The 20,117-nt window shown below is 66.2% G+C and carries 22 protein-coding genes; 13 read left to right on the forward strand and 9 right to left on the reverse strand.

Annotated elements, in window-relative coordinates; translation table 11 throughout:
* Positions 1 to 74: 74 nt before the first annotated feature.
* The 3 genes from VF168_07200 to VF168_07210 all read right to left on the reverse strand — a co-directional run bounded on the left by VF168_07200 (position 75) and on the right by VF168_07210 (position 4,060).
* Positions 75 to 923, reverse strand: coding sequence for an HAD family hydrolase (locus VF168_07200; GenBank protein ID HEX7003956.1), 849 nt, complete (start codon positions 921 to 923; stop codon positions 75 to 77).
* Between the two features lie 126 nt (positions 924 to 1,049).
* Complete coding sequence (locus VF168_07205) at positions 1,050 to 2,537, reverse strand: pitrilysin family protein (GenBank protein HEX7003957.1); 1,488 nt, start codon at positions 2,535 to 2,537, stop codon at positions 1,050 to 1,052.
* Positions 2,534 to 4,060 (reverse strand): pitrilysin family protein, encoded by a 1,527-nt coding sequence (locus VF168_07210; GenBank protein ID HEX7003958.1) that lies wholly within the window; start codon positions 4,058 to 4,060, stop codon positions 2,534 to 2,536. The genes VF168_07205 and VF168_07210 overlap by 4 nt, the downstream gene beginning before the upstream one ends.
* Before the next feature lie 277 nt (positions 4,061 to 4,337).
* On the opposite strand from VF168_07210, the gene sdhC reads away from it, so the two are divergent.
* The 4 genes from sdhC to VF168_07230 are packed head-to-tail and all read left to right on the forward strand — an operon-like array spanning position 4,338 to position 7,626.
* The gene (gene sdhC, locus VF168_07215; GenBank protein HEX7003959.1) at positions 4,338 to 4,697 is read left to right on the forward strand and encodes a succinate dehydrogenase, cytochrome b556 subunit; all 360 of its coding nucleotides are present in this window, start codon (positions 4,338 to 4,340) and stop codon (positions 4,695 to 4,697) included.
* A 1-nt stretch (position 4,698) separates the two neighbouring features.
* Positions 4,699 to 5,124, forward strand: a complete 426-nt coding sequence (sdhD, locus tag VF168_07220) for a succinate dehydrogenase, hydrophobic membrane anchor protein (protein ID HEX7003960.1) — start codon at positions 4,699 to 4,701, stop codon at positions 5,122 to 5,124.
* A 28-nt stretch (positions 5,125 to 5,152) separates the two neighbouring features.
* Positions 5,153 to 6,895 (forward strand): succinate dehydrogenase flavoprotein subunit, encoded by a 1,743-nt coding sequence (sdhA, locus tag VF168_07225; protein ID HEX7003961.1) that lies wholly within the window; start codon positions 5,153 to 5,155, stop codon positions 6,893 to 6,895.
* A gap of 32 nt (positions 6,896 to 6,927) precedes the next feature.
* Positions 6,928 to 7,626, forward strand: a complete 699-nt coding sequence (locus VF168_07230) for a succinate dehydrogenase iron-sulfur subunit (GenBank protein HEX7003962.1) — start codon at positions 6,928 to 6,930, stop codon at positions 7,624 to 7,626.
* Between the two features lie 66 nt (positions 7,627 to 7,692).
* Here the strand turns inward: VF168_07230 and VF168_07235 are convergent, their stop codons facing one another.
* From VF168_07235 to VF168_07245, 3 genes are read right to left on the reverse strand one after another with little or no spacing between them, the layout of a single operon-like run.
* Positions 7,693 to 8,295 carry a hypothetical protein gene (locus VF168_07235; protein HEX7003963.1) on the reverse strand — a complete coding sequence of 201 codons (603 nt, stop codon included), beginning with the start codon at positions 8,293 to 8,295 and terminating at the stop codon, positions 7,693 to 7,695.
* A gap of 37 nt (positions 8,296 to 8,332) precedes the next feature.
* Positions 8,333 to 8,716: a RidA family protein gene (locus tag VF168_07240; GenBank protein HEX7003964.1), complete on the reverse strand. Its 384-nt coding sequence runs from the start codon at positions 8,714 to 8,716 to the stop codon at positions 8,333 to 8,335.
* Positions 8,717 to 8,771: 55 nt separating this feature from the next.
* Positions 8,772 to 9,677 carry a protein phosphatase 2C domain-containing protein gene (locus VF168_07245; protein HEX7003965.1) on the reverse strand — a complete coding sequence of 302 codons (906 nt, stop codon included), beginning with the start codon at positions 9,675 to 9,677 and terminating at the stop codon, positions 8,772 to 8,774.
* 208 nt (positions 9,678 to 9,885) lie between these two features.
* On the opposite strand from VF168_07245, the gene gatA reads away from it, so the two are divergent.
* The 7 genes from gatA (at position 9,886) to VF168_07280 (ending at position 15,926) form a co-directional block, all read left to right on the forward strand.
* Complete coding sequence (gatA, locus tag VF168_07250; GenBank protein ID HEX7003966.1) at positions 9,886 to 11,352, forward strand: Asp-tRNA(Asn)/Glu-tRNA(Gln) amidotransferase subunit GatA; 1,467 nt, start codon at positions 9,886 to 9,888, stop codon at positions 11,350 to 11,352.
* A 186-nt stretch (positions 11,353 to 11,538) separates the two neighbouring features.
* Positions 11,539 to 11,685 carry a 50S ribosomal protein L34 gene (rpmH, locus tag VF168_07255; protein ID HEX7003967.1) on the forward strand — a complete coding sequence of 49 codons (147 nt, stop codon included), beginning with the start codon at positions 11,539 to 11,541 and terminating at the stop codon, positions 11,683 to 11,685.
* Between the two features lie 47 nt (positions 11,686 to 11,732).
* Positions 11,733 to 12,089 carry a ribonuclease P protein component gene (gene rnpA / locus VF168_07260; protein ID HEX7003968.1) on the forward strand — a complete coding sequence of 119 codons (357 nt, stop codon included), beginning with the start codon at positions 11,733 to 11,735 and terminating at the stop codon, positions 12,087 to 12,089.
* Entirely contained in the window at positions 12,089 to 12,373 is a 285-nt protein-coding gene (gene yidD, locus VF168_07265) for a membrane protein insertion efficiency factor YidD (protein HEX7003969.1), read from the forward strand. The genes rnpA and yidD overlap by 1 nt, the downstream gene beginning before the upstream one ends.
* Positions 12,370 to 13,965 (forward strand): YidC/Oxa1 family membrane protein insertase, encoded by a 1,596-nt coding sequence (locus VF168_07270; protein ID HEX7003970.1) that lies wholly within the window; start codon positions 12,370 to 12,372, stop codon positions 13,963 to 13,965. The genes yidD and VF168_07270 overlap by 4 nt, the downstream gene beginning before the upstream one ends.
* 59 nt (positions 13,966 to 14,024) lie before the next feature.
* Entirely contained in the window at positions 14,025 to 14,609 is a 585-nt protein-coding gene (jag, locus tag VF168_07275; GenBank protein HEX7003971.1) for an RNA-binding cell elongation regulator Jag/EloR, read from the forward strand.
* Between the two features lie 156 nt (positions 14,610 to 14,765).
* Positions 14,766 to 15,926 carry a hypothetical protein gene (locus VF168_07280; protein HEX7003972.1) on the forward strand — a complete coding sequence of 387 codons (1,161 nt, stop codon included), beginning with the start codon at positions 14,766 to 14,768 and terminating at the stop codon, positions 15,924 to 15,926.
* Between the two features lie 236 nt (positions 15,927 to 16,162).
* Here the strand turns inward: VF168_07280 and VF168_07285 are convergent, their stop codons facing one another.
* A complete protein-coding gene (locus VF168_07285; protein ID HEX7003973.1) occupies positions 16,163 to 16,456 on the reverse strand; it encodes a YciI-like protein in 294 nt (97 codons plus the stop codon).
* Positions 16,457 to 16,761: 305 nt separating this feature from the next.
* On the opposite strand from VF168_07285, the gene VF168_07290 reads away from it, so the two are divergent.
* Both VF168_07290 and VF168_07295 read left to right on the forward strand, forming a co-directional pair.
* Positions 16,762 to 16,998 carry a hypothetical protein gene (locus VF168_07290; protein ID HEX7003974.1) on the forward strand — a complete coding sequence of 79 codons (237 nt, stop codon included), beginning with the start codon at positions 16,762 to 16,764 and terminating at the stop codon, positions 16,996 to 16,998.
* 76 nt (positions 16,999 to 17,074) lie between these two features.
* Positions 17,075 to 17,977 carry a queuosine salvage family protein gene (locus VF168_07295; protein ID HEX7003975.1) on the forward strand — a complete coding sequence of 301 codons (903 nt, stop codon included), beginning with the start codon at positions 17,075 to 17,077 and terminating at the stop codon, positions 17,975 to 17,977.
* A gap of 6 nt (positions 17,978 to 17,983) precedes the next feature.
* Here the strand turns inward: VF168_07295 and VF168_07300 are convergent, their stop codons facing one another.
* Together VF168_07300 and VF168_07305 are read right to left on the reverse strand one after the other, a co-directional pair.
* Positions 17,984 to 19,288, reverse strand: coding sequence for a HAMP domain-containing sensor histidine kinase (locus tag VF168_07300; protein HEX7003976.1), 1,305 nt, complete (start codon positions 19,286 to 19,288; stop codon positions 17,984 to 17,986).
* Between the two features lie 66 nt (positions 19,289 to 19,354).
* Positions 19,355 to 20,017, reverse strand: coding sequence for a response regulator transcription factor (locus tag VF168_07305; GenBank protein ID HEX7003977.1), 663 nt, complete (start codon positions 20,015 to 20,017; stop codon positions 19,355 to 19,357).
* Between the last annotated feature and the right edge of the window lie 100 nt (positions 20,018 to 20,117).

The following is a 20,117-nucleotide window of genomic DNA, read 5'->3' on the forward strand; positions in this document are numbered from 1 at the left end:
TGGTGTCAGGATTCCCACGGCATAATGGCAGAGGCTAATCCCGAGTGTCAAGGTCGGATTTTGGAGATGTTGGCCTAGCCGCCCTGCTCCGCGGGAGCCTGGTCGAGCGTCCCCTCGGCCCTCTCCGCAACCATCCCGGCGGTCAGGTGCTGCTCGATCCAACGGGCGACACCGCCTTCCTCCGGCGAGGCGACCCGCTCGTCGGCGGCGGCCACCACGTCGGGATGAGCGTAGGAGCCTACTGCCACGCCGGTCCCGGCCCACCCCACCATCGTCACGTCGTTCAGCCCGTCGCCGAAGGCCACCGTCGCTTCGCGAGGCACCTCGAGAAGGTCGGCGATCAGTTCGAGCGCGCCGCCCTTGTCGGCGTTGGCGCCGGTCACCTCCAGGTAGCCGTCGCCCCACAGGTAGGTGACCAGGCCCGGCAGGCGCCGCCGGATCTCCTGCTCGATCGTCTTCGTGCGTTCGTCGGCGGCGAAGATCACCTTGTCGGCATCGAGCCTGGCGCTCGCGTCGAACCGCTTCACCAGACGGTTGCGGCTATGCGCCCACGACCAGCGGTCGTCGTCCGGATCGCGGACGTAGAGCATGTCGTCCACCACGCAGGAGAAGTCGAGGTCGGTGACCTCCAGGTAGGGGGCGAGCACCTGGGCGACGACGGCCGCCTCGAGGCGGGTATGCCGGATCAGCTCGCCGCCGAAGCCGTAGACCACCGCGCCATGGTTCACGCTGTGCGGCCCGTCGATCTCGAGTTGTTCCAGGTAGGGCAGTGCCGCCGCTCGTGGCCGGCCGGTGAGGACGGTGACCAGGTGGCCGCAACGGCGGGCCTCGCGGATCGCCTCTTCGATCCTCGCAGGGAGCCGGTAATCGTCTGTCAGCAGGGTTCTGTCGAGGTCGAAGGCGAGGAGCCGGGGCGAGTCCATATCCTCCAAGCTTAGCCCGCTCTCCCCCTGCTCTCACGTCGCCTGCGGCCCCCGCCCGGGTGCGCTGAGCCGGCGAACCCGTGCGCGGAGCCGGCGAACGACGACGACCGAGCGGCTGCCTGGAAGCTACTCCAGGTCGATCGTCACCACCTCACCGAAATCCTCAAGCGATCCGCCGAAGAGCTCCGGGTCGCCCACCACCATGATCACCGCCTCCTGCGGGTGCAGCTCCTCTCGGGCCACCCGCTGGATCTCCTCGGCGGTGATCTGCTGCAGGTTGTCCAGATAGCGCTCGTAGTAGTCGGGCTCGAGTCCCAACAGCGATACCCGGGCGCTGCGCTGCGCTATCGCGGCGGCCGAGTCGTAACGGAACAGAGACTGGTTGAGGATCGTTTCCTGGGCGAGGCTCAGCTCCGCCGGATCGACGGGCTGCGACTGCAGTCGCTCGATCTCCTCGAGGATGAGCGAGATCACCTGGTGGGTCGCCTGGGCAGGCGAGATGCTGTAGGCGACGAAGGTTCCAGGGTACTCGAAGCCCTGAGTGACGACCGAAGCAGTGGCGTATGCGAGCCCGCGACGGGTCCTGATCTCCTCGAAGAGGCGGCTGGTGAAGCCACCGCCTCCCAGGATGTGATTCGCGACGTCGAGATCGTTGTAGGCGGGCGAATAAGCCAGCACCGCCGGGTGCCCGATGACTACCACGCTCTGGCTCATCTGCTTGGGCGCCAGGTAGACCGTGCCGTCGGGCTCTTCGTCGAGCGGCGGGATCGGGGGCGGAGGGTTCACCTCGACGCGCCAGTCGCCCAAGAGCTGCTCGAGTCGTGCGAGCATCTCATCGCTGTCGAAATCACCCGCCACGGCGATGGCCGTGTTCGCAGGGCCGTAGTAGCTGCGATGGAATTCGACTATGTCCTCGCGGGTGATGGCGTTTATCGACTCCAAGGTCGGGTAGGCCCCAGTGGGATGGCCCTCCGCTACGCGGTAGAAGAACTCCCGCAGGGCGAGTTGAACGGGGTCGTCCACGACCCTGCGGATCGCCTCCAGCTGACGCTGGCGGCGAACCTCGAGCCGGTCCGGATCGAAGCGTGGCTGCACCAGTACGTCACGCCAGAGCGGCATGACCTCGTCGAGCGTGGAACTGAGCGTGTCGAAACCTACCGACGCGAGGTAGGTATCGGCCGACGCCTCCACCGAGGCAGCCAACTGCTCCAGCCGGATGTCCAGTTCGGCGGGGGAGAGCTCGCCCGCGCCGCCCTCGCGAAGCATCGCTGCCGTCAAGGCGGCCAGCCCGACCTTCCCCTCCGGGTCGTAGAGGGCGGGCGCTTCGACGTAAGCGACCCCCTGGACCAGGGGCAGCGTCCTGTCCTCGAGCAGGAAGACCGTTATGCCGTTGCTCAGCCGCTCCTGCCTCGCTTCGGGCGGTTCGTAATCGATCGGCGGTGGCTGAAGCTCGAGCGGGTGGGGCCACTCGTCCGGGGCTGGCTGCGCCAGGGCCTGGCCAGCGACCAGCAGTAGTGCGAGCAGCAGGAGTGACGGCCGACCCAGCCGTCTACGGCGTATCGCCTCGTAGCGGCTTCGCTTCGTTCCAGGTACGCTTACCTCGGTGGCCCTCATCGGCGCACCTCCGCCGCTTGGCCTGGCGAGGGAAGGAGGACGCCCACCGTCCGGTTCTCCGGCCTGAACACCTTCCGTGCCACCGTTCGTATCTCCTCGGCAGTAACCGACTGGTAGATCTCGAGGTCCAGCATCAGGCGCTCCCACCCGCCGGCGAACAGTTCGTTGAAGGCGAGTGCCGCGGCCAGGCCGCTGTTCGACGAGAGGGCGCGGACCGTGGATGCGACGACCCGATTCTTGACCTTGTCCAGTTCCTCGTCACCTACGGGCTCGCTCCTCAAGCGCTCGAGCTCTTCGTAGAGAGCCGCCTCCAGCTGCGCGGGCCCGTTGGGCGATCGCGGCTGCCCGTAGAAGATGAACAGGTTCGGCTCGCGCACCCCGGGGAAGGCGGAGCTGGTGGTGACATTCAGTGCGAGACCGTCCTCTACGACCATCCGGCGGTAGAGGCGTGAGGTCCGGCCGTCGCTGAGAAGAGCGCTGATCAGGTCCAGGACGAACGCTTCGCGCTCCGGATAGGTGGGTTTGTGCCAGCCGATCACTATCTGGGGCTGCGCGTCGTAGTCGACCGTCACCCGTCGCTCCTCCTTCTGCGGAGGTTCCGAGGGGAGCCGCACCCGGGGCGGAGTTCCCGCCGGGATGGTGCCGAAGTACCGCTCCAGGAGCGGCAGGTCGGTCTCCGGCTGGACGTCCCCGACGAGCACCAGCACGGCCTGGCCGGGGTGGTAGAAAGCTTCGAAGAACGCCTTGGCCTCCGTCGCCCGATACGATTCGATCGTCTCCGCATCGCCGATGAGCGAGCGCCCGTACGGATGGCGAACGTATGCGGCGTCCTGGAACGCCTCGAAGAGGAAGCCCTGCGGATCGTCCTCGCTCCTCTGCCGCCGCTCCTGGCGAACGACGTCACGCTCCGCATAGAAGTAGCGGAAGACGGTGTCGCGAAGCACGTCGGCGTAGACGCGGGCGTAGAGCTCGAGCTGGTTGGCGGGAAGCTCCACTACGTAGGCGGTCCGGTCGTAACCGGTGGAAGCGTTGAGGCCCACGGCTCCGGCGCTGGAGAGAAGACTGTCGAGGGCCGACGGGAGCGCCAGCGACTGGGCTCGTTGTTGGGCCGCCGCGAACGCCTCCTCTGCCGCAGCTACCTCCTCGGGGGATCCGCCGTCGCGGACGTGCGCCAGGGCGAGAGCCCGCACCTCGACGGCAGCCAGCGCCTGCTGTTCGAGGAGCGGCTGGTCGGTCCCGATCGTGGTCGTCCCCTTGAACGCCATGTGTTCGACCATGTGGGCGATCCCGCCCAGGCCCGCCGGCTCGTCGAGGCCGCCTACGCCGAACATCAGATTGAAGGCGATCACCGGGGCGCTATGGTCCTCGACCAGCAGTACCCGCAAACCGTTGTCCAGCGTCGCTTCGGTTACCCGCTCGACCAGCGCTCGGGCTGGGTCGGCCGTCTGGCTCTTGGCCGGCTGGACCGCGCCGAACGCCAGGAGTCCGGCGACGAGAGCTAACACCCTCGATGTGATCCGCATGGCTCCCCTTCCCGCCGGTCCACGGGCCACCGTGGCCGGCACCACCTCGAAATCGCAAGTGAGTCATCCTAGCGCAGATCGGAAGCGGGTTCTGCTTTGTTCCCGTGATATCGTCGCCCTGATGAGAGTGCAGCCGTGCCGTCTGCAGCGCCGTGGGGAAGCGTTCGTCAGGCGGTCGGCACATGTCGGGAGCGGGGCCGAGCCGCCTGCTCTGAACGCCGCGCCCCGATACCCGCTGCGACCGGCAGGGAGAGCGAGCGGGTGAGGAGGTTCCTGGATGTACCGAGGTAGAGAGGGTCAATGGGCCTTCATCCTGCACCGGCTATCGGGCGTGGCGCTGGCGCTCTATCTGCTGCTCCACGTGGTCGACATAAGCCTGGTGATGTACGGTCCCGAAGGTCCGTTCAACGCCTTCCTGGCGTTCTATCACCAGTGGCCGTTCCGCGTCGGGCTGCTGCTGGTTATCGCCGGAGTCGTGTACCACGCTTTCAACGGGTTGCGCATAATCCTCATGGACTTCACCGAGTGGGGCGTCAAGTTGCAGCGACCGATGTGGTACGGCGTCCTCGCCATCTGCGTGGTGATCGGGGTGCCGGTGGCGCTGAAGATCCTACCCGAGATAGTGGCGGGTCTCTGAGGTGGCGGCGAGACCGAGGACGCTGGGCGAGGCTCGTGCCGCGTACAGCAGCAACGGCGAGCTGGCCTGGTGGGTCTTCATGCGCATCTCCGGCCTGGTGCTGGTGTTCCTTGTGCTCGGCCATGTCTACTTCAACAACATCGTCATCGACGTAGCCGAGGTCGACTACAACTACGTCGCGGAGCGACTAAGCAAGAGCTGGGTGCGGATCTACGACACCTTCCTGCTGGGCTTCGCGATGCTGCACGGGGTCAACGGTCTTCGTTACAGCGTCGAGGACTACGTGCAGCGTCCCGGACGCCGATTCGCCTGGAAGGTCGTCCTCTTCACGGTCTCGGGGATAATCTTCGTCCTCGGCGCGATGACGCTCTGGGCTTTCACCTTCGAGGAGATGGGCGACGCGATCCGCGCCCTGAATTCGCACTGATGGGGTGGCTGACAGGGATGGCAAGAACTTGAAACGACCGCACAGGTACGACGTCATCGTTGTGGGGGCGGGCGGCGCCGGGTTGATGGCGGCGCGCTACGCTTCGCAGAACCCGAACGTTTCGGTGGCGGTCATCAGCAAGCTGTACCCCACCCGCTCACACACCGGAGCCGCGCAGGGCGGAGTGGGCGCGGCCCTGGGCAACGTGAGCGAGGATCACCCCGAATGGCACGCCTTCGACACCATCAAGGGGGGCGATTACCTCACCGACCAGGATGTGGCGCAGGCGTTCGCCCAGGAGGTGATCGAGGCGGTCTACGAGCTCGAGCACATGGGGCTACCCTTCAGCCGCACACCGGACGGTCGCATCGCCCAGCGCAAGTTCGGCGGGCACACCCGCGAATTCGGCAAGGCTGCGGTCGAGCGGGCCTGCTACGCGGCCGACCGGACGGGTCACATGATCCTCCAGACGCTCTACCAGCAGTCGATCAAGAACAACGTCACTTTCTTCAACGAGTTCCACGTCCTCGACCTGATCCTCGAGGAGGGCGAGTGTCGCGGAGTGGTGGCCTACGAGCTGGCGACCGGTGAACTCCACGTGTTCCATGCCAAGGCGGTAGTGCTGGCGACCGGCGGCAATGGACGGATGTTCCAGGTCACCTCCAACGCGCACGCGCTCACCGGCGATCTGATGAGCATCGTCTGGCGCAGGGGCCTTCCGATCGAGGATCCCGAGTTCTACCAGTTCCACCCCACCGGGCTCTACAAGATAGGCGTGCTGCTCACCGAGGGAGCCCGCGGTGAGGGCGCGATCCTCCGCAACTCGGAGGGCGAGCGCTTCATGGAGCGCTATGCGCCCACCATCAAGGATCTGGCGCCACGAGACATGGTCAGTCGGGCGATGTACCTGGAGATCCGCGAAGGCCGCGGCGTGGGACCCGAGAAGGATTACATCCTCCTCGACCTGACTCACATCGACGCCCACATCATCGAGTCGCGGCTGCCGGACATCACCGAGTTCGCCCGCATCTACCTGGGAGTGGACCCGGTCTCGACACCGGTCCCGGTCCAGCCCACGGCTCATTACGCCATGGGCGGAGTGCCCACGACCATCGACACCAACGTCATAAGCGACGGGCAGAACACGATCGTTCCGGGCCTCTACGCGGCTGGTGAGGTGGCCTGCGCAAGCCTCCACGGAGCTAACCGGCTGGGCACCAACTCTCTGGGCGACCTGATCGTGTTCGGCCGCAGGGCCGGGGTGAACGCCGCGGCCTACGCAGCGGGCGCCGACTACGGCCCCCTGCCGGCCGAGCCGTGGGAACGTGCCAAGGAGCTCGTCTCGATCAGATCGCGCTCCTCGAGCGGTGGGGAGAAGGTGGCTCGGATCCGCAAGGACCTGCAGCGGACGATGATGGCCAACGCGTCGGTTTTCCGCACTTCCGAGACGCTGACCGAGCAGCTCGAAGTGCTCGCCCAGCTGAAGGCGCGTTACTGCAACGTGCGGGTGGAGGACAGCGGCAACCAGTTCAACACCGAACTCATCGAGGCGCTCGAACTGGGCTTCCTGCTCGACAACGCCGAGATGCTGGTGAACGCCGCCCTGAACCGGCAGGAGTCGCGTGGCGCCCACTCGCGCGAGGACTTCAAGGAGCGCGACGACGAGCAGTGGCTCAAGCACTCGATGGTCTACCGCGAAGGTGATGGCGTGCGGATCGACTACAAACCGGTGACGCTCGGCAAGTACGAACCCAAGCCGAGGGTCTATTGAGCGTCAGACGACGCCGAATGTAAGGAAGCGATATGCAGATCACCGTCAGGATCAAGCGTTACGACCCCGAGAAGGACAAGCGGCCGCACTGGGAGGAGTACCAGGTCGAGGCCAACCCCAGCGACCGGGTGCTCGACGTGCTCCACGAGATCAAGTGGGAGCAGGACGGCAGTCTGGCGTTCCGCCGCTCCTGCGCCCACGGCATCTGCGGCTCGGACGCGATGACCATCAACGGCAGCAACCGTCTCGCCTGCAAGGTGCTGGTCAAGGACCTGGGTGAGCGGATCACCATCGAACCGCTGCGCGCTTTCCCGGTACTGAAGGACATGATCGTCGATATGGAGCCGTTCTTCGACTCCTACAAAGAGGTCCTGCCCTACTTCATCAACGACGACCCGGAGCCGGCCCAGGAGAGGCTGCAGAGCCCCGAGGACCGGGAGATCTTCGACGCCACTACCAAGTGCATCCTCTGCGCCTGCTGCACCTCGTCGTGCCCGATCTTCTGGACCAACGGCCGCTACATCGGTCCGGCTGCGATCGTGAACGCCCACCGCTTCATCTTCGACTCCCGGGACCAGGGATACGCCCAGCGGCTCGAGGTGATGAACCGCATGAACGGGGTTTGGCGCTGCCGCACCGCCTACAACTGCACCGAGGCCTGTCCGCGCGACATCCCTATCACTCAGGCGATCGAGCAGGTGAAGAGGGAGATCGCTCGCAGCCGGGCGTGAACGAGAAGAGCTGCTCGCGATGTTGATCAATCGCCTCTTCCCTGGAAGCGACTGAGCAACGCCCACTCAAGGCCTAAGCACTCCGGTAGTTATCCCGTACTGGAAAGCGGGTTCGTCCTGCGCCACGTAGATGTTCACGGTCCGACTGAAGCTCGGGTTCATGGTGTCGCCGATGATCGCTTCGACCTCCTGGTGCCCGCCCTTCTCGTCGTCGAGACTAAGGGTCACTTCGGCACCGCAGCCGTAGGCAGAGAGGAGCTCGCGGCTGACCGCGATGTGCCTCCACGGTTCCAACACGATCCCGCAGGCGCCCGCACCGCCGGTCACGAAGGAGAAGCCGATCCGCTCGAGGCGCACCGGCCCCGGGGGAACCGGCTCGGGATCGGCCACCCGGGCCTGCTGCTCCTGCGGCTGAGGTTCCGGATCGGGCCGACTCTCGGCCTCTTCTGCGCTGGCACTCGGTCCTTCGATCTCTTCCGGGGAGATGGGGTCGATGGGGATCGGGGAGATGCCGGCGCGGCTCTGGGAGTCGTCGCTCTCCCGTGTCGGAGGGTCCCGGTCGACCGGCCGCGCCTCGTCCCGATTGAGGGTTAGGAGCGTCCAGGTGATCCCGAACGCCACGATGATGAGGGTGACGATGAGGGCGATGTCGATGATCTTCTCCCTCATCTAGCGGTCCTCCCTGCGCCTGGCGCCCCCCGAGTCATCAGGCACCGACCAGAGCCACTGCTTCTACTTCGATGGCCACGTCTCGCGGGAGGCGCGCCACCTGTACAGCGCTGCGGGCGGGCGGCTCGGTGCCGAAGAACTCGCCGTAGACCTCGTTGAAGGCCGAGAAGTCGTTCATGTCGGCGAGGAAGCAGGTACACTTCACCACCTGCTCGAGGCTCGAGCCTCCGGCTTCGAGGACGGCCCGAAGGTTCTCCATCACCTGGCGCGTCTGTTCGCGGACGTCTCCGGCGACGAGCGTGCCGTCCGGTCGCAGGGGTATCTGCCCCGAGGTGAACAGCAGTCCACCCGTCCTGATCGCCTGACTGTAAGGACCGATCGCCGAGGGCGCGTTGGGGGTGCTGATCATCGATCTGGCCATGGCCTACTCTACCGTGGCCCAGACTACCGCTCGGGCGCGGCAGCGGCCGAGGAGGCTAGCGGGCGAGCGAGAAGATCACTATCAGAAGCAGCAGGTAGAGAGAGCCGAGCAGCCAGACCCGGTACGGGTACCACTTCTGCTTGCGAAGCCTGCTGAAGATGTCCTGGGTGGCGTAGGTCTCCTCGATCTTGCGAACTCCGCTCATCGTCTCGCCCAGGTTGACCGTCTCGGGGGCAGACGCCTCGGGCGGCAAGGCGTAGCGCTTGGGCCGCGGTTCGAGTTCGAGCACCTCCAGGACTACAGCGGTCACGTTGTCGGGGCTGCCTCGCTCGTCGGCCTCGGCGAGGATCTTGGCCGTGACCTCGTCCGGCGTTCCGGTGCGGGCTACGGCGTGTAGTTGGTCGTCCGGGAGCAACATGCTGACACCGTCGCTGCACAGGAGGATGCGGTCGCCGCTCTCGACCCCGAAGTGCAGGACGTCGAGACGTATCTCCGGCCCTGCTCCCAGTGCGTTGGTGACGATGTTGCGGTAGCGGTGGCGGCGCGCCTCCCCTTCGGTGAGGAGCCCCTGACGGACCCGGTCCGCGACCCATGAGTGGTCGATGGTGAGCGGTCTTATCTCATCTCCGCGGATCAGGTAGGCGCGGGAGTCGCCCACGTGGGCGACGAGTCCCACCTGATCGTCGAGCAGCACGGCCGTGAGAGTGGTGCCCATCCCGAAGTTCTCGGTGTGCTCGGCGGCGTAATCGAGGATGCCGAGGTTCGCCGTTCTCACCGCCCGGGCGAGCGCGGCCGGCGCCTGTGCGCGACTCTTCTCGAACTCCTCGACGATGATCTCGATCGCCTTGCGGCTGGCGACCTCGCCGGCCTGGTGCCCGCCCATGCCGTCGGCGACCAGGGCCAGGTAACCACGGCCTTCGATCTCGCCGACGAAGAAGCTGTCCTGGTTGACCGCCCGCACTCGACCGGCTTCGCTAGCTCCAGCAAAGCGCACCCGCGTTTGGGAGCCGGCCTCTGCTGGACCCAGCACACCCATAATGGCCCGATTATATGTCGTCCGGCACTTTTCCGCTTCGATGAAAACTTACAGCACCCGGGCCGTGGACCACCCTCCCGCAGGCCGCGGGGGGCTGCCGGAGGACTCCCGACCCTCTGGTATGCTCCGCGGCGTGGGCGAAGAGGCCGGACACGCAGGCATGACCGCGCAGGAGATCGCTCAGGCGGTGCGTTCGGGCAGGTTGAGCGCTGGCGAAGTGGTCGAAGCGGCGTTGGCCAGGGCTCGAGCCGCGGAGGACCTCAACTTCCTGATAACCCTGGACGAGGCGGGAGCTCGGGCCGCCGCCGGGCGGCTCGACGCCCTGCTTCGGTCGGGAGGAGATCCCGGGCCGCTGGCGGGCGTACCCGTCGTCGTCAAGGACAACATCCTCACAGAGGGGCTCCTCACTACCGCGGCCTCGCGGTCCCTGGCGAGCTTCGTCCCTCCGCTGGACGCGACGGTGGTCGCGCGGCTCCGGCGGGCGGGAGCGGTGATCATCGGCAAGAGCAACATGGACGAGTTCGGGATGGGCTCATCGAACGAGAACTCCGCCTTCGGTGCGGCGCGCAACCCGTGGGACCGCTCCAGGGTTCCGGGAGGCTCCTCGGGCGGCTCGGCAGTGGCCGTAGCGGCGGGAGTCGTGCCGCTGGCACTCGGGACCGATACCGGGGGATCGGTGAGGCAGCCTGCCGCATTCTGCGGCGTGGTCGGCTTCAAACCCACCTACGGAGTGCTGTCGCGCTTCGGTGTGATCGCCTTCGCCTCCTCCCTCGATCAGGTCGGGGTTCTGGGCAGGAGCGGGAGCGACGTCGAGCTCGCGATGATGGCGCTGGCGGGACCCGATCCGCGCGACGCGACCTCGCTCCCCGACAACGCATTCGGGACTCGCCAGGCGAACGGGCTGGAGGGAGTGCGCATCGGCGTGGTCACTGAACTCTCGGGGGAGGGGAACGATCCGGAAGTGCTGGAGGCTCTCGGCGGAACCGTTGCAGCACTCGAGGGGCTCGGGGCAGAGGTCGAGGAGGCGGAGTTGCCCGCGTCGCGCTACGGCATACCCACCTACTACCTGGTTGCGACCGCCGAGGCTTCGTCCAACCTCTCCCGTTACGACGGCATCACCTACAGCCGGCGGATCGGCGAGAACGCCCGGGGCCAGGCGGCCGTGACGATGATGAGTCGCGGCCTCACCCTGGGCAGCGAAGTGCGCAGGCGCATCCTGATGGGCACCTACGCCCTCTCTGCCGGTTACTACGACGCCTACTACGGCAAGGCCCTGCGGGTCAGGAGGCTCATCTCGGACGATTTCGAGCGCGCCTTCGAGTCGTTCGACCTGCTGCTCACTCCCACCACCCCGGGGCCGGCCTTCCCGATCGGCGAACGGAGCGAAGACCCGTTATCGATGTACCTCACCGATATCGACACCTGCCTACCCAGCCTCGCAGGCCTGCCGGCGATCAGCGTGCCTGCCGGGTTCACCGACCAGGGATTGCCGTGCGGTGTACAGCTGATCGCCCCTCCTCTAGGCGATTCGCGGTTGCTGAGGGTGGCCAAGGCGCTCGAGGAGAAGGCGGGAGCCGGGTTCGCACCGCTGGCAGGCTGAGAGCCAGGGGCTGCCTCGGCGGCTCGCGACCGCTCGCCTGGATCGAGCTGCTGTGGTATTGTTCTAAGGCTCGACTGCCGGCACCCCGGCGGTCTTCGAGACCACCGACGCAGCGCCCCCGATGACACCGCTTCGAACGAGCGGCGCAGCGCGATTGAACCGACCCGCAATCGGAGGGAGAGGACCTTGAAACGCACTTACCAGCCAAACCGCCGCAAGCGCGCGAAAACGCACGGCTTCCGCGCCCGCATGAAGAGCCCGGGCGGCCGCAACGTGATCAAGCGGCGCCGCGCCAAGGGTCGCAAGCGGCTCAGCGTCTCCGACCCGGCCTGAGCCAGGGCCCGGGTTCCACCGGCACCCGGCTGAGCCGTTGCGGACCGATGGCCGTCATAGCTTCGCTGAAAGGCGACCGGGCGTTCCAACGGCTGCGCCGCGGGCGTCCCGGAGGCGCGCGGCTGCTGAGCGTCCGCTGGCGGCCGAACCGCAGCGGCACGGTTGGAGTGGGCATAGTGGTGAGCAAGAAGGTCGGCAAGGCGGTTGTTCGCAATCGGGTGAGGCGAAGGCTCAGGGAAGCCCTCCGAGCGCTCCTCGCTCGCGGCGTCAGCCCCGCGGCCCAGCACCGCGGTCAGCCCTCCTTCGACCTCGTGATCATCGCCAGACCCGAAGCAGCCGAAGCCAGCTACCAGCAGTTGGCTGCCGCCTTGCAGCGCGCCCTCGAGAGGGGCAAGGTAGTGTGATGGCCGCCCGCTCGACGGTGCCTCGGCGTCTCGTGGCCGCGCCGATACTCTTCTACCGGCGCTTCATCTCGCCGCTGAAGGCTTCCCCCAGCTGTCGCTTCCATCCGACATGCAGCGCCTACGCCCTGGAAGCGATCACGGTTCATGGAGTCCTCAGGGGGAGCTGGCTGGCCCTACGCAGGATCCTCAAGTGCCACCCGTTCCATCCAGGCGGACTCGATCCGGTCCCGCCGCCGGCATCTCAGGAGAGAACCACCGAGAGTTCCTCATCGGAGGCAAGTTGAAGACCCCCAGGTACCTGTTCTTCGCGCTGATCGCGCTGCTGCTCATCCAGTTCGGCTGGGCTCGAGTCGAGTTCGGCCTAGGCGACTTCCCGGCGAGCCAGTTCCGGAACGCTGCCGAGATCGAGGAGGCGTGCGGCGCACCGGCGTCCTCCTCGTTCTGGTGCGGCGATCTCGACCAGACTCTGACGCGGATACCCACCAAGGGCGCTGACTACTTCTTCAACGATGCCGGTGAACTGGTGGCCGTCTTCGCCAAGCAGCAGAAGGGGCAGGAGCTGGGCAGCTACAGCCTGGACAACGGCCAGAACCTGGTGCCCATGTCGGCCTCCTTCCCTGGGCTCGCCCTCCTCCTGGGCGGTGAATATCTCGAACCGGAGGGAGCACAGGCCAACTGGCAGCAGGTGAGCGACACCGAGATCGAAGGAACCTTCACCTTCGAACTCGACGGCGTGCAGGTCGAGAAGGTCGTCCAGATCAGCAATATCACTCACACCCTCGAGGTCGGTGTGACCGCCCGGCGAACCGGATCGGCCCAAGAGGCACAGCCGATCCAACTCGCTTTCCCCGGGATCGCCCGGGACGACGATCCGATCATCAAGATCGGCCAGGGAGAGGCCTTCAGCCTCAACCCGGTGTCTCAGCCTGTGGCGGACGCCAGTTACATCTCGCTGCAGTCGAGCAATTCCCGAGGCAACGCCGTCGTCATGCGGCCGGCCGGGAGTGCCGCGGAGAACGCTCTGAGCCTCGAAGAAGCTACCGAGGGCGCGCAGCTCGATGGCGCGGCAACGGAACTGACGGCGCTGGCTCTGCCTGGTAACGCGATCGCGATGCAACGGCCGTTGGCCGCCGAGGCCGGTAGCGTGACGATGCTCGCGGTCGACACCTACACCGGACCGAACGAACTGGTGCGCTACACCCAGGAGGGTTACGCCGACCTACCGGGGCTCTTCGACGCCAACATCCTCGGGCGGATGTCCCTCGGCATCATCTGGGTTCTACGCTATATCCACGATTACGTCGGCTCCTGGGGCCTCTCGATAATCGTCCTGACCCTGCTCTTCCGCGCTCTCATCTGGCCGCTCATCAGCACTCAGACCAAGTCGATGTTCGGCATGCAGCAGCTTCAGCCCAAGATCCAGGCGCTGCAGAAGAAGTACAAGGACGACCGGGAGAAGCTCACGCAGGAGACGATGAAACTCTACCGTGAGGCGGGCGTCAACCCGGCCGGCGGTTGCCTGCCCATCCTCTTGCAGATGCCACTCTTCATCATCCTCTGGCGGGTCTTCATCAACTTCGAGTTCAACGAGGGCTTCCTCTGGTTGCCCGACCTGGGGCAGGCCGACCCGTACTACATCCTGCCGGCGCTCTACGTGGGCGTGATGCTCGCGATGTCGTACTTCTCGACACGCGGCAACAAGCAGCAGTTCCGCCAGCAGATTTTCATCAACGTCGTCTTCGTCTTCATCATGTTTCGCTTTCCCGCCGGGGTACTCTTATACTTCGTGGTATCGATGCTGGTGCAGGTCGTCCAGTACTGGCTGCTCAGCCGCAACAGGCCGCAGCCGGCCACTGTGAAGCCGAGCAAGAGCTGAACACGTATCGGCGGGAACGCCGCATCGCTAGCGTCGGGTGGGCCAGGTAGAGGGTGAGGATGGCTGACAACGATCTGGACAAGTACCTCGAAGACATAGGCATAAGTGTCGACGAGGACGAGAACGAGACGCAGATCCCCGAGTCCGCTGCACCGGAGGAGTCGTACGCTCCACCGGTGAGCGGTCTGCCCGAGGGTGACCCGAGCGAACGGACCGAGACTTTCCTCGTCAACCTGCTCCTCAACTTCGACCCGTCGTATGCCGTCGAGATCACCTCCCAGAGCGACGAGGAGGTCAACGTCGAGATCTACGGCGGAGACCCCGGTAAGATCATCGGCCGCAACGGTCGCACCCTGGCCGCACTCGAGTACCTCACCAACGCCGTGATCAACCGGCAGGAGGGTGAGAACGTGAGGGTGAGCATCGACGTGGGCGGCTACAAACGGCGTCGAGACGAGCGACTGCGCGAGACAGCCTTCAGAGCCGCCGACAAGGTCCGCAAGACCGGCGAGGCGGTCGAACTCGAGCCGATGAGCGCGGCCGAGCGGCGGGTCATCCACGTCGCTCTGGCCGACGAGCCGGACATCCAGACCGAATCGAGCGGTGAAGGACGTGCTCGCCGGGTGGTAGTGCTGCCGGCGTAGTCCGGTGGGGTGCCCCGTTCCGCTCGGTTCCAGTATCGCTCGGCGGGGTCGGTCGGGGTGCCCCGTTCCGCTCCCAACTGCTCTCGGTTGGGCATCAGCATGGGTTACAGTCCCTCCCTGCGCTGCCATGCGACGTTGTGGCGGAGGGAGGCATAGATGATCACCAGAGAGGATCTGGTTTCACTCAGCGGGCCCAAAGAAGGGCTCGCGGTGTCGTTCTACTTACCCACCCAACGGGCCGGCAAGCCCACACGAGAGAACCACATCCGCATGAAGAACCGGATCAAGGAGGTCCGCGACCAGCTCGACGAGCGCGGTTGGGACGACCGGGACATCGACGGCCTGCTGGCGCCAGCGTTGGATCTCCTCGATGATTACGAGTTCTGGCAGCATCAGCTGGATGGCCTGGCCATGTTCATGGCCGAAGGGGGCGAGGAACACAGGCTCAAGGTCGAACGGGAACTCCCCGACCTGAGCGTCATCGGTCACCGGTACCACCTGAAGCCGTTGATCCCCCTCCTCAACCAGCAGGAGAGCTTCTACGTGCTCGCCGCCAGTCTGGGGAAGACCCGGTTGTTCGAGGTGAACCGCGAAGAGGCCCGCGAGGTGGACCTTCCCGAGGACACTCCGCGCAGCCTGGCCCAGTCGCTGCGCTTCACGGACGACGATCCCGATCCTACGGTGCGCCACCAGCTCAGGAGCCGCGGCACCAGCCGCGAGGACGAAGCCTCCTACCACGGCTCGGGGCCCGAACAGCCCGACCGCAAGGAGGAGATCCTCGAGTTCTTCCGGATGCTGGACAACGGGGTGAAGGAGGTCGTCGCCGGCACCGAGAAGCCTCTCCTCTTCATGGGCGTCGACTACCTCCGGCCGATCTACCAGGAGGCCAACCACTACCCTCACCTGTTGCAGGAGGAGTGGGTGAAGGGCAATCCCGACCAGTGGAGCCCCGACGAGGTGAAGGAGCACGCCTGGCAGGCGGTGGCGGAGCGCTTCGAGCGGCCCCGGAAGGAAGCCGAAGCGAAGTTCCACGAGCTAGCAGGCACAGGCAGCACAGGCGACGAACTCGAGGAGATCATCACCGCAGGTATCGACGGGCGAGTCGATACACTCTTCGTCGCCTTGGACCGCGCGCGCTGGGGAACCTTCGATGCCGAGGCCCGCAAACTGATGGAGAGCGATCCGAACTCCGACGACGTCGAGGAACTGCTCGACCGGGCGGCGGTCGAAGCGCTTCGTACCGGAGCGGCCGTGTTCCCACTGCCATACGAGGAGATGCCGAGCGAGAGTGAGGTGGCGGCGATCTACCGCTACTGAGGGGTCGGTGGGGCGCCCCGTCCAGTGCGTTGTGTCGCGCTGCGCGCCGGATTTCCAGGTCGGTCGGGGCGCCCCGTTCCGCTCGCTGCATCGCGCTTCGCGCCAGACTCGCTCCACGGGGCACCGCGGCCTCCGCTCGGACGCGAACCTCGACGCGGGTTCAAGCTCATCAGATCGGCGCGATTCGCCGTCCATGTTCAGCTGCGGAGCCGCCTGACGGGGTACGCAGTTCCACCCTAGGCAGGGTTGGAGGCCCGCTCCCCGATCACGGTGGTCCAGCGCCTCACCTGCCAGCTCCTGACCAGACCGTTGACGACATACGGGTCGGACTTGGCGAAGCGCTCGGCAGGCTCAGGGGAATCGGCCTCGAATAGCAGTACCGCCTGGTCTGCCGGATCGGCCAGAGCGCCGGCGAGGACGATCTCGCCCCGCTCGCTGGCCCGCTTAGCCAGCTCCAGATGCTCCGGCCGGAACGCCGACCTGCGCTCCAGGTAGTCGTCGGCCAACTCGTAGATCAACAGGTAGTGCACGCGTCGCCTCCATCCGTGGTCGGTCCTGTTACGAAGTTCCCGCTGGTGACACGGTCGTGAGCGCAGGACCGAGCGATGTCCTACATGATCCTCCCAGCTTAGCCAACAGGCGCAGGAGGTGAGGGGTGTGTCTCGGCCTCCAGCCTGGAACCGTCCCGGTCCACCGCCCTCCGGGTGGCGGCTGCGGGCGCAGTGGACTAGAATCGGCAGGCAGATGTCGGGAATCGAACCGGGGTTCCGCCCGACGGGTCCGTTGAGTGCGGGGAAGCGGCGGGCATCCGCAGAAGGCCGAACGGGGGCTCACGATGCAGCATTGCGAGACGTGCGGCAACAGTTACGACCATCCGCTCGAGATAAGGATCGATGGGGAGACCCACTACTTCGACTGCTTCGAGTGCGCGATCCACGCGCTCGCACCCGTCTGCCGTCATTGCGGGGTACGGGTGATCGGCCATGGGGTACAGGTAGGGGCCGCAGTGTACTGCTGCGCCAACTGTGCCGACATGGAAGAGGCAGCGCCCGGGGTGCGCGATAGGGTCTGAAGACCGGAACGAGATCACCCGGCTGCTCCAGCGCGTGCGGGAGGCGTGTGCCTGGGTCGCGGGCGAGGCCCGGCAGGTGAGCATCACCCAGGACCCCACCCGATACGCTGAGCGACTTCTCGGCGAAGCGGGGCCGGCGCCCCAGGAGGCATGGGACGAGCGAACCCATTTCCGCGGAGCCGACGACGAAACCATCGCCTACGTGATCACGCTGGATGCCATCAACTTCGGATCCGGATACTTCCCTCACCTCGAGAAGCGCCCGGGCCACTCGGGTTACTTCACCATCGCACTCTCACTGAAGGAACGCTTCGAAGAGAAGGGGCCGTTGGGCGCGCGCGAGCTGATGACAATCGACCGGGACGCGGCCGCCGAACTCTTCGGTCAGCCGCCTGGCGAGCCCGTCCGCGACGAGCTGATGGGGCAGTTCGCGGCCGCTCTCGCCCAACTCGGGTCGTTCGTGGAGCGCAACTTCTCGGGTTCTTTCACCAGGCTGGTCGAGGTGGCTGATGCTTCGGCCGAGGGCCTCGCGGCAATCCTCGCCGGCATGTCCTTCTTCCGGGACGTCTCCCACTACCGAGGCCGTTCGGTGCCGTTCTTGAAACGGGCTCAGATCACGGCTTCGGACCTGGCCCTGGCACTGGATGGCAGGCCTCCGGCAAACTTCACCGACCTCGACCGACTCACCATCTTCGCTGACAATCTCGTCCCCCACGTGCTGCGCCTCGACGGCATCCTCGAGTACGCGCCCGAGCTCGTCGAGCGCCTCGAACGGGGGGAGCCGCTCGAAGCCGGGTCCGAGGAGGAGGTGGAGATCCGCGCCTGCGCGGTTCACGCCGTCGAACAGATGGTGGCCGGCCTGCAGCGCTCGGGGAGGCAGGTGAGCGCCCGTGAACTCGACCTGATCATCTGGAACCGCGGCCAGGCGAGCCGATATCGCGGAGGCAGCAAGCACCGGACCCGAACCGTCTACTACTGAGCCAGGTCAGTTCTTGGCCAACGGTTGCGTCGCGAGCTGGGCGGCGAAGCTGGGCAGCACGACGGTGAAGCAAGTGCCCTCGGCGCCGGTCTCTACCCGCAGGTCGCCCCCGTGCTGCTCCACGATCCGGCTCACGACGGTGAGGCCGACACCGGCTCCTCTGCTGCCGCTGAAGTAGCGCTCGAAGATCCGTTCCAGGCGCTCCGGAGCGATACCGGGGCCTTCGTCCCTGACCCTCAGCTCGACCTGATCGGCTCGCTCCTCCAGCTCGATGCTCACCCCTTCGGGTCCGCCTGTGGCCTGGATGGCGTTGCGCACGAGGTTGCGTACCGCTTGCATGAGCATGTGGCTGTCGCCCACGACGCGCACGCCCTTCTGGGTCTCGATGCGGATCCCAGGGTAGGCCAGGTGGGTCCGTTCGAGCAGCTCGTCGAGCCGCACGACCTCGTTGTGCATCTGCCGCTCGAGTTCACCTCGCGCCAGGGTCAGGAGGTCCTGCGAGGTGAGGAGCAGCTCCTGGGCCGCGTCGTTTGCCGCGCGCAGGTGGGACTTCTCGTGCCCGTTGCTGCCAGCGTTCGATCCGACGTGCCGTTCGTAGGCGTCGAGGTGGCCCTTCACCAGGGTGAGCGGTGCGGCGAGTTCGTGCGCCACTTCGGCCATGAACGCACGCTCCTCCTCGCGGCGCTGACGGATGTTCCCCAGAGCGGCGTTGAGGGCCGACGCTACCTCCGCAACCTCGTCCTTGGGACCCCGGTACTCGACCTGCCCCGGGTCGCTGGGATCTATACCCCGGGCCTGCCTCGCCAGAGAGGCGAGTGGCGCGAGGGCTCCCTGGGCTACCAGGCCGCCGATGAGGGCTGCGATCAGTGAGATCAGGGCGCCCAGCCAGGTCAGCTGGCGGGCCAGATCGGTACGGGCGTTGACCTCGTCGGTAACGTCGAGTCCGATACGGAGCGTCGAACCGCCGTTCAGCGTCCGTCGAGCGGACAGGTAGGTGCGGCCGGCGAACTGCACCAGCGTTATCTCTTCCTCGGCCGGCAACGTCTCGCCGGCGTTCCGGGGCAGGACCACGCGCCCGTCGGGAGTCACCAGCTGCATGACGGTGCCCAGTCGTTCAGGCGCGTCGAGCGGAACGCCCACGACGGGGTTCGAGAGCACCCCCTCCATCCGGTTCAGCTCGCGCAACAGAAGGCCCTCCAGCTGCGACCACTGGTTACGTTGGTAGACGACGAAGGTCAGGGTTCCGTAGAGAAGGGCGGTGATCAGCGCGAGGATCCCGAACGCCAGGATCATGCGGAGACGAAGCGTCATCGCCGCATCGACCCTGCACCAGCCCGCGCTGCGAATATCGGTTCGCGTCCCTTCCCGGCGCTCGAATCAGGGCACGACATAGCCTGCACCCCGGACCGTCTGCACCAGCGAAGGTTCACCGGCATCCCGCAACTTGGTTCGCAATTTCGAAACGAACACCTCGATCGTGTTCGAACCCGGCGTTTCGCCCCGGTAGAGGCGGCGCTCGAGTTCGTCTCGCGAGAAGATACGGCCGCGATGCTCGAGCAGCAGAGTGAGGAGCTCGAACTCCCTGGCCGTGAGCGAGACCGGTACTCCGCATACGGTGCACGCCGCACCGGCTGGGTCCACGACTACCGAGCCCGCCTCGAGCAGCTGAGGCGTCTCCCGCTCCCTCATCCGCACGTGCACGCGCGCCAGCAACTCCTGGATACTGAACGGCTTCGCGAGGTAGTCGCTTGCCCCGGCATAGAGTCCCTTCACCCGGCTGTCGACGTCGGCCCGAGCGGTGAGCATCAGGATGCTCGCCTTCGACCTGCCGCCCACACGCCTCGAGACTTCGATACCGTCGAAATCGGGCAGGTTCAGGTCGAGGAGGATCAGGTCGAACTCCTGCTCCTCGACCTTGAGTAGCGCGTCGGAACCGGTCCCGACCACTTCCGCCTTGTAGCCCTCGTGGCTCAGTTCCTGCTCGAGCAACAGCGCCAGTTTCGGGTCGTCTTCGACGATGAGTATGCTGCCGCCCTTCAAGTACGTACCTCCATGCTCAAGCGGATTCTATGTCGCGGCCCGCAGGGCGTTCCAGCGGTTTTCCACAGCCGAGCCGGCCGCCTTAACCCGGCTTCAGCTC

It is taken from the genome of Trueperaceae bacterium, from assembly GCA_036381595.1.
In the GTDB taxonomy this organism is placed as follows: Bacteria; Deinococcota; Deinococci; order Deinococcales; family Trueperaceae; genus DASVCN01.